Origin of the sequence: Streptomyces sp. NBC_00820, from assembly GCF_036347055.1 — a bacterium.
Taxonomy (GTDB): Bacteria; Actinomycetota; Actinomycetes; order Streptomycetales; family Streptomycetaceae; genus Streptomyces.
In genome coordinates this window covers 4,195,145-4,207,466 of the sequence record NZ_CP108882.1, presented here as the reverse complement: position 1 = coordinate 4,207,466, position 12,322 = coordinate 4,195,145, and the positions used below count along the sequence as shown (strand labels likewise).

Sequence of the window (12,322 nt, the reverse complement as noted above, 5' to 3'; positions counted from 1 at the left end):
GTGACGGAAGGCACCACCTCTGCCGCTGCCGAGGGTGCAGACACCCTGTCTCGCCTGGAGCAGGAGGGTGAGATCGCGGCGGACTACCTGGAGGGTCTGCTCGACATCGCCGATCTCGACGGCGACATCGACATGGACGTCGAGGCCGACCGCGCCTCCGTATCGATCATCAGCGACGCCGGCGGCCGTGACCTGCAGAAGCTGGTCGGCCGGGACGGCGAGGTGCTGGAGGCGCTTCAGGAGCTGACGCGCCTGGCCGTGCACCGGGAGACCGGTGACCGCAGCCGCCTGATGCTGGACATCGCCGGCTACCGCGCCAAGAAGCGTGCCGAGCTGTCCGAGCAGGGCGCCAAGGCCGCCGCCGAGGTCAAGAACACGGGCGAGCCCGTGAAGCTCGAGCCGATGACGCCCTTCGAGCGCAAGGTCGTGCACGACGCGATCAAGGCCGCCGGGCTGCGCAGCGAGTCCGAGGGCGAGGAGCCGCAGCGCTTCGTCGTCGTACTGCCTGCCTGATCGGCCCCCCTGGTTCCACCGGCCCCGTCTGTTGAGCAGACGGGGCCGAACTTTGTCAGCCTGTAGTTCTGGTGGCCGGTGCGCGACGCACCGGCGCTGTACGGAAGGACGGTCCCCGTGACGGAGGCAGCGGAGCTTCCCCCCGCGCCCGAACAGGCGCGGGAAGTGTTTGGCGATCGCTTCGACGATGCGGTCCGCTATGCGGAGCTGCTCGCCGACGCCGGTGTTCGGCGCGGTCTTATCGGCCCGCGGGAGGTGCCGCGCCTGTGGGAGCGGCACCTGCTGAACTGCGCGGTCCTCTCCGAGGCGGTTCCCGAGGGGGTGACGGTGTGCGACGTCGGCTCGGGTGCCGGCCTGCCGGGCATCCCTCTTGCCCTGGTGAGGGAAGACCTCAACATCACCCTGCTGGAGCCGCTGCTGCGGCGCACCACGTTCCTCACCGAGGTCGTGGAGATGCTGGGACTCGACCACGTCACCGTGGTCCGGGGGCGCGCCGAGGAGATGCTCGGCAAGGTGTCGCCGGTCCATGTGGTGACCGCCCGCGCTGTGGCCCCGCTGGACCGCCTGGCGGCCTGGGGCATTCCCCTGCTGCGCCCGTACGGCGAGATGCTCGCGCTCAAGGGGGACACCGCGGAGGAGGAGCTGAAGGCGGCGGGTACCGCGCTCAGCAAGCTCGGCGCGGTGTCGACGTCCATCCTTCACGTCGGCGAGGGCGTGGTCGATCCTCTGTCCACCGTCGTCCGGGTGGAGGTCGGCGAGAGTCCTGGGGGTGTGCGATTCGCCGCCAAGCGAGCCAAGGCGGCGCGGACGGGTCGGACGCGTAGGCGTCGCTGATCTGTTTTGACGACGCGGCGTACTCCACACAAGCTGCCCCGGCTGCACGGGACGGAGTGTCGCGAGATTCCGGTCGCCGCTGCTGTGCATCGTGTTTCACGTGAAACGTCGCTCACTGCTGCACGGCATCATCAGTCGGGGCCGCGCTGCGGCCGAACCGCGCGACCGGAAGCCTCTCGGTTCACTCGGAGAGGTACCGGAGTTGTCCACAGAGGTGGATTTCTCCACAGAACGCCAGGGCTCACTGGTTCATGACCCCGAAGGCATGGGAGGCTCTGTTCATTGCGAGCCTGAAGTCGAGGAGAGTGAATCCGTGCGGTCCGACGCCAACATCGCGGGACCGATGACCGATCCGGTCCCCGGTCCCCGCACTGAATCGATGGGGGAGGATGTTTCACGTGAAACGCCGCCTCCGATGGACGACACTCCCATCGGTCGTGCTGCCCAACTAGCGGTGGAGGTGCTCGGCCGCGCCGGCGAAGGCCTGCCGCGGCCGGAGCAGACCCGGATCATGGTGGTCGCCAACCAGAAGGGCGGCGTGGGCAAGACGACGACGACCGTCAACCTCGCCGCGTCGCTGGCTCTCCACGGTAACCGCGTCCTCGTGATCGACCTCGACCCGCAGGGCAACGCCTCCACCGCGCTGGGAATCGATCACCACGCCGATGTCCCTTCGGTCTACGACGTGTTGGTGGACAGCAGGCCGCTCTCCGAGGTCGTCCAGCCGGTTCCGGACGTCGAAGGCCTCTTCTGTGCGCCCGCCACCATCGATCTCGCCGGTGCGGAGATCGAGCTGGTGTCCCTGGTGGCCCGAGAGAGCCGGCTTCTGCGTGCGATTCAGGCGTATGAGCAGCCGTTGGACTACGTCCTCATCGACTGCCCGCCATCGCTCGGCCTGTTGACGGTCAACGCGCTTGTCGCGGGCCAGGAGGTCCTCATTCCCATCCAGTGCGAGTACTACGCACTGGAGGGCCTGGGACAGCTCCTGCGCAACGTGGACCTGGTGCGCGGGCACCTCAACCCCGCCCTGCATGTGTCGACGATCCTGCTCACCATGTACGACGGCCGGACGCGCCTTGCCTCCCAGGTCGCGGAAGAGGTGCGCAGCCACTTCGGTGACGAGGTGCTGCGGACGAGCATTCCCCGCTCGGTCCGTATCTCCGAGGCGCCGAGCTACGGACAGACGGTGCTGACTTACGATCCAGGATCGAGCGGCGCGCTCTCCTATCTTGAGGCGGCCCGAGAAATTGCGCTGAGGGGTGTGGGGGTCAACTACGACCCGACGCACGCTCACATCGGCGCCCAGAGCGACCGGAACACGGTGGAGGGCATCCAGTGAACGAACGACGGAGGGGGCTGGGGCGGGGGTTGGCCGCGCTGATCCCTGCTGCCCCGACCGAGAAGAACCCGGTTTCGGCCGCGCCGGGGAGCGGAGCTTCCGCGTCTGGTGCGGTGGGCCCGGTACTGACGGCCGACCGCGGAGTGGCCGCGGCGAAGGTGGCTACGCTGCCGCCCGTCACGGAGGACATCGAGGAGACCCCGGTGAGCCTGGCGGCGGAGACGCCCGCGCCGCCGGTGGGTGCCTTCTTCGCCGAGATCCCCCTCGACTCGATCACGCCGAACTCGCGCCAGCCGCGTGAGGTCTTCGACGAGGACGCGCTCCAGGAACTGGTGACCTCCATCAAGGAGGTCGGACTGCTCCAGCCCGTCGTCGTACGGCAGGTGGGCTCCGGGCGCTACGAGCTGATCATGGGCGAGCGGCGCTGGCGTGCCTGCCGTGAGGCCGGCCTGGAAGCCATCCCGGCGATCGTCAGGGCCACGGAGGACGAGAAGCTCCTCCTGGACGCGCTGCTGGAGAACCTGCACCGCGCGCAGCTCAACCCGCTGGAAGAGGCGGCCGCCTACGACCAGCTGCTGAAGGACTTCAACTGCACGCACGACCAGCTGGCCGACCGGATCGGACGCTCCCGTCCGCAGGTCTCCAACACCCTGCGTCTGCTGAAGCTCTCCCCGGCGGTCCAGCGCCGGGTCGCCGCCGGCGTGCTCTCCGCCGGGCACGCCCGGGCACTGCTCTCCGTCGAGGACTCGGAGGAGCAGGACCGCCTGGCCCACCGGATCGTGGCCGAGGGTCTGTCCGTGCGGGCCGTCGAGGAGATCGTGACCCTGATGGGCTCGCGTCCCCAGGCGCCTCAGCGTGCCAAGGGTCCGCGGGCCGGTGCCCTGGTCTCCCCGGCGTTGAGCGACCTGGCGACGCGTCTGTCGGACCGCTTCGAGACTCGGGTGAAGGTCGACCTCGGGCAGAAGAAGGGCAAGATCACCGTCGAGTTCGCCTCCGTGGAAGACCTTGAGCGGATCCTCGGCACCCTCGCCCCGGGCGAGGGACCGATTCTGCCGAAGGGCCTTCAGGACGCCGAGTTCGAGGAACAGCAGGACGAGCAGGACGCCTGACCCTCGGGCGTTCCCGTCCGAGGGACAGAGAGCGGATCGTGTCCGGTGTGTACCGGAACACGGTCCGCTCTTTGCTTTGAGGCGGTATCGAGGGGTTCGCATCGTGGATACGATGCGGACGGGTATGGCGCATCCACCCGGCAGGCATCTCTGAGTGGGAAGACGGAGGCCATGCGAACGATGAGCCGCACCGGACTGGTGAGCGCAGGCCTGGGCCTCGGAGCGGTCGGCGGATTCGTCGGCAGCCTGCTCAGGGAACGGAGCGCTTTGACAGCCGCTCGCGATGCGGCGGCCGAAGGAAGCGAGGAACAGCCTTCATGGGGCGCCGGCTCGTACCGCTCACGCTGGACAACCTTCAAGACATTCCCCAGCGTTGTCGCTCGTGTGTCTTCTGGGAGTTGGACCCCGTCACCGGCGAAGCCGCGCTGAGGGCGGGTACATCGGCGCTGGAGAAGGAGTCGTGGATCTCCGCCGTCCTGCTGGACTGGGGATCGTGCGGCCGGGTCGTCTACGTCGATGACGTGCCGGTGGGCTTCGTGCTCTACGCGCCTCCGGCCTACGTTCCCCGCTCGACCGCGTTTCCCACGAGCCCGATCTCCCCGGACGCGGTACAGCTCATCACCGCGTTCGTCATGCCCGGCTATCAGGGGCAGGGACTCGGCCGGGTCCTGGTCCAGACGGTGGCCAAGGATCTGTTGCGGCGGGGCTTCAAGGCGGTCGAGGCGTTCGGTGACGCGCGCTGGAAGGAGCCCGCCTGTCTGCTGCCCGCCGACCATCTCCTTGCCGTCGGCTTCAAGACGGTCCGGCAGCACCCCGCGCATCCCCGGCTGCGCCTGGACCTGCGCTCGACGCTCTCCTGGAAGGAAGACGTGGAGCATGCTCTGGACAGGCTGCTGGGGGCCGTCCAGAAGGAGCCCGTGCTGCGGCCGCTGTAGAGGTCGGGCCGGCTGTCGGCTGCCGGCCGGAGGCGGAGGTCTTATGCGAATGGGCCAACCCGTGGGGGTTGGCCCATTCGTGTTTCACGTGAAACGTGCGCCGTCAGCTCGGAGGCGGCTGATCACTCGGCGATGAAGTCCTCGAGGTCACGCACGAGCGCGGCCTTCGGCTTGGCGCCGACGATCGTCTTGACGACCTCGCCACCCTGGTAGACGTTCAGGGTCGGGATCGACATGACGCCGTACTTGGCGGCCGTGGTCGGGTTCTGGTCGATGTTCAGCTTGACGATCTCGATCTTGTCGCCGTACTCGGCGGCAATGGCCTCGAGGGACGGAGCGATCTGACGGCAGGGGCCGCACCACTCGGCCCAGAAGTCCACCAGGACGGGCTTGTCGCTCTTGATGACGTCCTCGTCGAAGGACGCGTCGGTCACAGTCTTCAGGGTGCCGGCCACGGCGGGCTCCTTAGTCGTTCGGTGGGGGTGGGGGGAGAGGAAAGTCAGACGGCCGTCTTCTGGGCCTCGGCCTGGTCCTCGTCCGCGAGGGCGGCGAGGAAGCGTTCGGCGTCGAGGGCGGAGGAGCAGCCGGTGCCGGCGGCGGTGATCGCCTGGCGGTAGGTGTGGTCGACCACGTCACCGGAGGCGAAGACGCCGGTCAGGCTGGTGCGGGTGGAGGGGGCGGCGACCTTCAGGTAGCCCTCCTCGTCCAGGTCCAGCTGGCCCTTGAACAGCTCGGTGCGCGGGTCGTGGCCGATCGCGATGAACAGACCCGTGACGGGCAGCTCCGACAGCTCGCCGGTCTTGGTGTTGCGCAGCTTCAGCCCGCTGAGCTTCTGGTCGCCCTGGATCTCGGCGACCTCGCTGTTCCAGGCGAACTTGATCTTCGGGTCGTTGAAGGCGCGCTCCTGCATCGCCTTGGAGGCGCGCAGGGAGTCACGGCGGTGGACGACCGTCACGGACTTGGCGAACCGGGAGAGGAAGGTCGCCTCCTCCAGCGCGGTGTCGCCACCGCCGACGACGGCGATGTCCTGGTCCTTGAAGAAGAACCCGTCGCAGGTGGCGCACCAGGAGACACCGCGGCCGGAGAGCGCGTCCTCGTTCGGCAGGCCGAGCTTGCGGTGCTGGGAGCCGGTCGCGACGATGACGGCCTTGGCGCGGTGGACCGTGCCGGCGGTGTCGGTGACGGTCTTGATCGCACCGGTCAGGTCGACGGAGACGATGTCGTCCGGGATCAGCTCGGCACCGAAGCGTTCGGCCTGGGCCCGCATGTTGTCCATGAGCTCGGGACCCATGATGCCGTCGCTGAAGCCCGGGAAGTTCTCCACCTCGGTGGTGTTCATCAGCGCGCCACCCGCTGTGACGGCGCCCTCGAACACCAGGGGCTTCAGCGACGCGCGCGCGGTGTACAGCGCTGCCGTGTAGCCGGCGGGGCCGGAGCCGATGATGATCACGTTACGGACGTCGCTCACGGCTAGATTCCTCGTCTCTGGTCTACGTCTGTGACCGGTGGGAGTCCCTCTCGGGACTCTCACACCACCCAACGGATCCTAAGGGGCGCGCATTCCCCGCGTGCCCGGGCACACGAGGATCGCAGTCGGGACGGAGGTCCGCGACGGGCCGAGACGAGGCTTCGCCGTCTCAGGGACGGACGAGGGACTGCTTCAGCAATACCGTGCCGGGGGAGGCGGGCCGCTTCACGGTGCAGGATGCGTCGACCACGTAGGCCGTGATCCGAGCGGGATCGTCATGCACGGGGAGCACGACGAGGTAGGCGCTTCTACCGGCGTAGGTGCCGGTCTTCGCGCCGAGGACATCGGCTGTGGAGCCGACCGCCTGCCGGACGCAGTCCGGCACCGGGACGGCGGTCTGGATGAAGGTGTTCGCGCTCTCCGTGCTCCCGGGCGTGCTCTGCTTGGGTTCGATTCCCCGCTGCGGTCGCTCGGAGCCCCGTTGCGGCCCCTTCTTCGTCGCGAGCAGCCCCTTCACCTGGTTCTGGATGCTTGACCCGGAGAAGGCAGAGACGGACGCCGACGGCGTGCTGTGAGCCGTCGTGTCCGGGGAGCCGCCGCCGAGCGACAGCACGAGCAGAGACCCGGTCCCGAGGACGGCAGCGGTGAGCACAGCTCCCAGTGCGACGGTCCGCCTGCGGCGGCCACGGCCGCGATCCTTGCGCCCCGGGCCGGTGGCCGCGTGCGGGCGTCCGGCGGGGCGGCCGGCCAGGCTCGAGGTTTCACGTGAATCCGACGAAGCCGAGGCGCCGGCCGAGAGCGAGGTCGATGTTTCACGTGAAACACGTGCCTCGGCGGCGAGAGCGGCATCGATGCGGCTCGCGACGTCCGCGGGCATGGGTGACGGGGTCGGTACGGCGCTCAGCATCCCCTGGATCTCCTCCAGGGAGGAACGGACGTCCGCGCACGGCGCACACCCCTCCAGGTGGCGCTGTACGTCCGCGCTGCGGGCCGGTGCGAGGAGTCCTTCGGTGAGGTCGGCGATCTCGTCGACGTCCGGGTGCCCGGCCGTGTCTGTCGAGGACGTCACGCTCGCCCACCTCCGCCCTTCACCACGGCTGAATCACTCGACCCCGTATGGCCCCGGTCCGTACCTGGAGAACCTGTCGCAGGTGGGACGGATGTCCCCTGCACCCGGTTCCGTCCCGGCTCGGGTTCCTTTTCGTCGCCGGGGCTGCCGGGTCGTAGATGGGTGAGCAGAGGGAGAAGTCTGGCTCTGCCCCGGGCGCACCGGCTCTTCACCGTCCCGGTGGGCACATCGAGGATCCGGGCTGCCTCGGCCACGGGATAGCCCTGCATGTCCACGAGGACGAGCGCCGCACGCTGTTCCGCCGGAAGGGTGCGGAGCGCTTCCAACAGCTGCCGGTGCACGTCGTTGCGCTCGGCCGGCGCGGAGGCCGACTCGTGCGGCTCCAGCAACTGCTCCAGCCGCTCGGTGTCGTCGACCGGAGCGGTCTTCCGGGATGCCGCCTTACGGGCGCGGTCCAGGCAGGCGTTCACGGTGATCCGGTGCAGCCAGGTCGTGACGGCCGACTGGCCCCGGAAGGTGTGGGCGGCCCGGTAGGCCGACACCAGGGCGTCCTGGACGGCGTCAGCGGCTTCCTCGCGGTCCCCCAGCGTGCGGAGCGCTACGGCCCAGAGCCGGTCCCGATGCCTCCGAACGATCTCCCCGAAGGCATCGGGGTCGCCTTTGACGTGGCGGGTGAGCAGATTCTGATCGCTCTCTGCGTCGTATCCGGCGCCCTCAGCCATCTGCCCCCTCCGGCTTGGGTGAGACGTCAGCCCGTGAAATGGACTTCGTTGATGGCCTGCTTGAACCCGGCCTCGGAGTACGTGACCGGGTCAGGACCCGATTTCGGTACAGCGGTCAGCCATACGAGGACGTACCGCGTCTTCACCGGCTTGGTGACCTTCACCGTGGCGGTCTTGTCCGAGGTGGTGATGCTGCCGATCCGATGTGCCGAGTCGAGTGACGGCGAGCCCAGTGAGTCGGCCGCATACAGCTCGACCGTCGTGTGGTCTCCGCCGTAACGGAGCTGGAGGGCGGCCGCACTGAGGTTCCTCACCGAGCCGAGGTCATAGGTGATGCCGACGCCCGGCTTGTACGGCGCGATCTCGGGACCGCCGGTAAAGGTCTTAGTCCTCCAGGACGTCGACGCGTCGCCGTCGTAGGTCTTGGCGACATCATTGGGATGCTGGGCATTCCCGTCGGCGGCGAACTCCTGGGCACTTGCGATCTTTATCGGTACCAGCTTCGGCTTCGTGACGTTCTTGTCGCCGTCGTCCTGCGTCTGCGTCTTGTTGCCGTCGTCCGGCTTGCCGCTCTGGTCCATCAGGGCGTCCGCCAGCTGCCAGCTGCCGAGGCCGAGGGCGGCGATGAGGAGGGCCGAGACGGCCCACTTCAGGGCCTTGCCGGTGCGGCTCTGCAGCGGGGGCGGCGGGGCCGTAATCGGCTGCGTGGCGCCCGGGTGCGGCGTCTGGCGGCCGTACGAGCCCTGCTGGTAGGTGGTGCGCTGGTACTCCGGCGGGGGCGTGAACGCCGGCTCCGGCGGGCGGATGCGGGGCATCTCGCCGATGACCTTGACCAGCTCCTCCGGCGTGGTGCACGGAGACTCGTGGCGGGAGGCCGTGGCGCCGTCGTTGGCGAGCGCACGCATGGCGAGTTCGGACAGGCCGCGGTGAACGCCGGCCCGCACCTGGTCCGGTGCGATGAGGCCGATGGTCTTGGGCAGGCCGGACAGGCCGTAGGCGTCGTTCTCGTAGGGCCAGCGCTGGGTCAGCGCCGCGTACAGCAGGGCGCCGATCGCCTCGGTGTCGGTGCGCTGCGGGGTGTCGGAGCTGACGCCGCGCAGAGCGGCGTTCACGGCGAGCCCACGGATGCGCCACTGCCCGGTGGAGGTGCGCAGCACGGCGTTCGGGTTCAGCCGCAGATGGGCGAGGCCCTCGCGGTGCGCCGCCGCCATGGCGGCGGCGATCTGACTGACCATCTGGTAGGCGTCGTGCGGTTCCAGCGGTCCGGCCGCGAGGAGCGCGGTCAGTTCGGTGGCGTCGGGCAGCCACTCGTGCACGACATAGACGAGGTCGTTCTCCTCGACCGCGTCCAGGACCTGGACGAAGCGCGGATCACCGAGCAGCGCCGAGGATCGGGCCGCGGCCAGCACGGAGCGGCCTCGCGGATGGTCCGCCGGCAGGATGTGCACGCCGACGGCACGACGGAGTTTCTCGTCGACCGCACGCCAGCTGCTGAATCCGTCCAGACGGGTGATGCACTCCTCGAGGCGGTAGCGCCTGGCCAGCTTGTGACCGCTGTGCAGCTCTGGAGGCGGGGGATTGCTCGCGGGACCCTCGGTGCCACCGCTCCCCTGTGCCTCGTTGTTGTCCGTGTCCCGCTCCGCGTTCTGGGCCACCCCGTCGGCCGTGGACTGGTCCGCCTTGGCGGTCAGTGGCTGCTCGCCACTGTTGTCTGCCACGTCGACGGCAGCCGTGCTCCGTTCCGCCACCGTCGTCCCTGCCTCCCCATCCGTTGCACGCTGTCCGACGCCGAAACCAATTGTGCCCACAGTCCGCCGCTATGCACGACACGCAGCGGCGGACGATGGTTGTGCGCTTACCCCCGACTCAGCGCCCCAGACGCCCGCGCACCATGCCCACGAGCGAGTTGAGTTCGTCGATCCGCATTCGGCGGGCGGCGACGAAGAAGACCCCGAGCAGCACCGCGCCGCCGACGATCAGTGCGGCGAAGGAGCCGAGGACGCCCTGGCCGAGCGTGTGCCCGATGCCGTAGCAGGCCGCGCCGCTGAGCAGGGCCGCCGGGATCGAGGCGATCGCGAGCCGTGCGTAGGTCCGCATCACGCGCGCACCGTCCAGGTCGCCGCCCAGCCGCTTGCGCAGGCGCCGCCAGGCGACTCCGACGCCGATGGCGTAGGCCACGCCGTACGCGGCGGCCATGCCCGCGACCGCCCAGCGGGCCGGCAGCAGGTAGTAGCAGAGCACCGAGACGCTCGCGTTGACGGTCGCCACGATCACGGTGTTGTAGAAGGGCGTCCGGGTGTCCTCGTAGGCGTAGAAGGCACGCAGGACGACGTACTGCACCGAGTACGGGATCAGGCCGAGGCCGAAGGCCATCAGCATGTAGCCCATGTTGGTGGCCGCACCGGTGCCCGAGGAGCCGAAGATCATCGTGCACATCGGAATGCCGAGCGAGAGGAAACCGAAGGCGATGGGCACGATGGCCACCGCCGTTGTGCGCAGGCCCTGCGAGATGTCGTCGCGGACCGCGCCACCGTCGCCCTCGGCGGCGGAGCGCGAGATGCGCGGCAGCAGGGCGGCCATCAGGGACACGGTGATGATGGCCTGCGGCAGGCCCCAGATCAGCTGTGCGTTGGCGTAGGCGGCGAAGCCGGTGCCCTTGACGCCGGAGTCCTTGCCGGCGGCGGTGGACAGCTGGGTGACGATCATGGCGCCGGCCTGGTTGGCCAGGACGAACAGGACCGTCCACTTGGCGAGCATCGCGGCCTTGCCCAGGCCGTGGCCCTTCCAGTCGAAGCGCGGTCGGATCCGGAAGCCGGTCTCGCGCAGGTAGGGGATCATCGCCAGGGCCTGGACGACCAGACCGAGCAGCACGCCGATGCCCAGCAGCCGCTGGCCCTGCGCCGGGATGTTCGTGACGGTCATGTCGGAGTGGGCGGCGGTGCCGTAGACCCAGATGAACATGCCGAGCGTCACGATGATGACGATGTTGTTCAGGACCGGGGTCCACATCATCGCGCCGAACTTGCCGCGCGCGTTGAGGATCTGACCCATCACCACGTGGACGCCCATGAAGAAGATCGAGGGCAGGAAGTACCGGGTGAAGGTGACGGCCACCTCGTTGCCGGCCGGGTTGGTGGCGACCTCGTTGGACAGCAGGCGCACCAGGAGGGGCGCGGCCCACATGGCGAGTCCGGTCAGCGCGGCCAGGGCCACCATCACGAGGGTGAGCAGGCGGTTGGCGAAGGCCTCGCCGCCGTCCTCGTCCTCCTTCATGGCCCGTACCAGCTGGGGTACGAAGACGGAGTTGAGACCGCCGCCGACGGTGAGGATGTAGATCATCGTCGGCAGCTGGTAGGCGACCTGGAAGGAGTCGCCTAGGAAGCCGAGGCCCAGCGCCGAGACGATCAGCGCGGAGCGGACGAAGCCGGTGAGGCGGGAGACCATCGTGCCCGCCGCCATGACGGCACTGGACTTCATCAGCCCGGAGGCGCGGCCGCCCTTCTTCGGAGCGGCGGCCGGCGGCACGGGAGCCTCGGCGGCACCGGAGGGGCCGGAAGGGCCGGAGAAGCCGGACGGGCCGGGAGGCCCGGCGGCGTAGGGGGCCGCGGCGGCCGCAGCCGGCACGGGCGCCTGCGCCGGGTTGGCTCCGGCGTGAGTGCCCGCCTGGTAGGCGGACACGGCGTCCTGGCCCGCCTGCTGACCCGTCTGGGCCTGGGGCGTCGGGTACGGCCCACCGGCCGCCTGGTACTGCCCGGCGGGCCGCTGTCCGGGGCGCGGGGTGGGGCCGGGGACGGACTGCGGCTCGGTGGTCCCGGGCGCACTGCCCTGCTGCTGGTCCCGCAGGAGGTGCGCGAAGGCGTCCGGCTCGTGGTACTCCTCGCCGGAGTGGGAGACCAGGTCGTCCACTCCCACGAACTGGGTGGTGCGGGGGTCGTCGCCGTACGGCAGGAACTGGGTGGCGTCGCCGTCCGGCTCGGGTGCCGGGGTCTGGGCCCACACGCGCGGGTCGGGGGCGTACGGCGACTGCGCCGGCGAGGCGTACAGCGGCTGCTGCCGCTCGTAGGTGCCGGGGGCCGGCGGCGGGTGCGCGGCCCGGTCGTAGAGCGCCTCGGTGACCGGGTCCTGGGCGGTCAGATCCTGGGCCCGGTAGGGGTCCTGGTCGTAGGCGTCCTGGAGGTACGTGTCCGCAGCGGGCTGCGGAGTCTCCTCGCCCGGCTCGGACGGGGTCTCGGGGTAGCCCGAGCCGGCGGCCGCGCCCTGGCCGCGGTCACCGTCGTACGGCGCGTTCATGGTTGCCCCACCTCATCGTCCCGGGCCACACCGGCCACGACAT

General features: G+C 69.7%; 11 protein-coding genes. 5 read left to right on the top strand and 6 right to left on the bottom strand.

Translation table 11 applies throughout. The features are described from left to right. The 5 genes from OIB37_RS19075 (at window position 1) to OIB37_RS19055 (ending at window position 4,730) form a co-directional block, all read left to right on the top strand. Complete coding sequence (locus OIB37_RS19075; protein ID WP_330458811.1) at window positions 1-513, top strand: Jag family protein; 513 nt, start codon at window positions 1-3, stop codon at window positions 511-513. Window positions 514-630: 117 nt separating this feature from the next. Then, window positions 631-1,347 carry a 16S rRNA (guanine(527)-N(7))-methyltransferase RsmG gene (rsmG, locus tag OIB37_RS19070; protein ID WP_330458810.1) on the top strand — a complete coding sequence of 239 codons (717 nt, stop codon included), beginning with the start codon at window positions 631-633 and terminating at the stop codon, window positions 1,345-1,347. 265 nt (window positions 1,348-1,612) lie between these two features. Then, on the top strand, window positions 1,613-2,686 hold the full coding sequence (locus tag OIB37_RS19065; RefSeq protein ID WP_330461892.1) for a ParA family protein: 1,074 nt from the start codon (window positions 1,613-1,615) through the stop codon (window positions 2,684-2,686). Further along, window positions 2,683-3,795 (top strand): ParB/RepB/Spo0J family partition protein, encoded by a 1,113-nt coding sequence (locus tag OIB37_RS19060; RefSeq protein WP_330458809.1) that lies wholly within the window; start codon window positions 2,683-2,685, stop codon window positions 3,793-3,795. Before OIB37_RS19065 ends, OIB37_RS19060 begins: the two co-directional genes overlap by 4 nt. 317 nt (window positions 3,796-4,112) lie before the next feature. Beyond that, complete coding sequence (locus OIB37_RS19055) at window positions 4,113-4,730, top strand: GNAT family N-acetyltransferase (RefSeq protein WP_330458808.1); 618 nt, start codon at window positions 4,113-4,115, stop codon at window positions 4,728-4,730. 122 nt (window positions 4,731-4,852) lie between these two features. Here OIB37_RS19055 and trxA read toward each other — a convergent pair whose 3' ends face one another. The 6 genes from trxA to murJ form a co-directional block, all read right to left on the bottom strand. After that, complete coding sequence (gene trxA, locus OIB37_RS19050) at window positions 4,853-5,185, bottom strand: thioredoxin (protein ID WP_330458807.1); 333 nt, start codon at window positions 5,183-5,185, stop codon at window positions 4,853-4,855. Between the two features lie 44 nt (window positions 5,186-5,229). Further along, on the bottom strand, window positions 5,230-6,198 hold the full coding sequence (gene trxB, locus OIB37_RS19045; protein WP_330458806.1) for a thioredoxin-disulfide reductase: 969 nt from the start codon (window positions 6,196-6,198) through the stop codon (window positions 5,230-5,232). Window positions 6,199-6,367: 169 nt separating this feature from the next. Beyond that, on the bottom strand, window positions 6,368-7,267 hold the full coding sequence (locus OIB37_RS19040) for an anti-sigma factor family protein (RefSeq protein WP_330458805.1): 900 nt from the start codon (window positions 7,265-7,267) through the stop codon (window positions 6,368-6,370). After that, entirely contained in the window at window positions 7,264-7,989 is a 726-nt protein-coding gene (gene sigM / locus OIB37_RS19035) for an RNA polymerase sigma factor SigM (RefSeq protein ID WP_330458804.1), read from the bottom strand. The genes OIB37_RS19040 and sigM overlap by 4 nt, the downstream gene beginning before the upstream one ends. A 26-nt stretch (window positions 7,990-8,015) precedes the next feature. Continuing rightward, on the bottom strand, window positions 8,016-9,737 hold the full coding sequence (locus OIB37_RS19030) for a protein kinase family protein (protein ID WP_330458803.1): 1,722 nt from the start codon (window positions 9,735-9,737) through the stop codon (window positions 8,016-8,018). Window positions 9,738-9,855: 118 nt separating this feature from the next. Next, window positions 9,856-12,279 (bottom strand): murein biosynthesis integral membrane protein MurJ, encoded by a 2,424-nt coding sequence (gene murJ / locus OIB37_RS19025; protein ID WP_330458802.1) that lies wholly within the window; start codon window positions 12,277-12,279, stop codon window positions 9,856-9,858. Window positions 12,280-12,322: the final 43 nt, after the last annotated feature.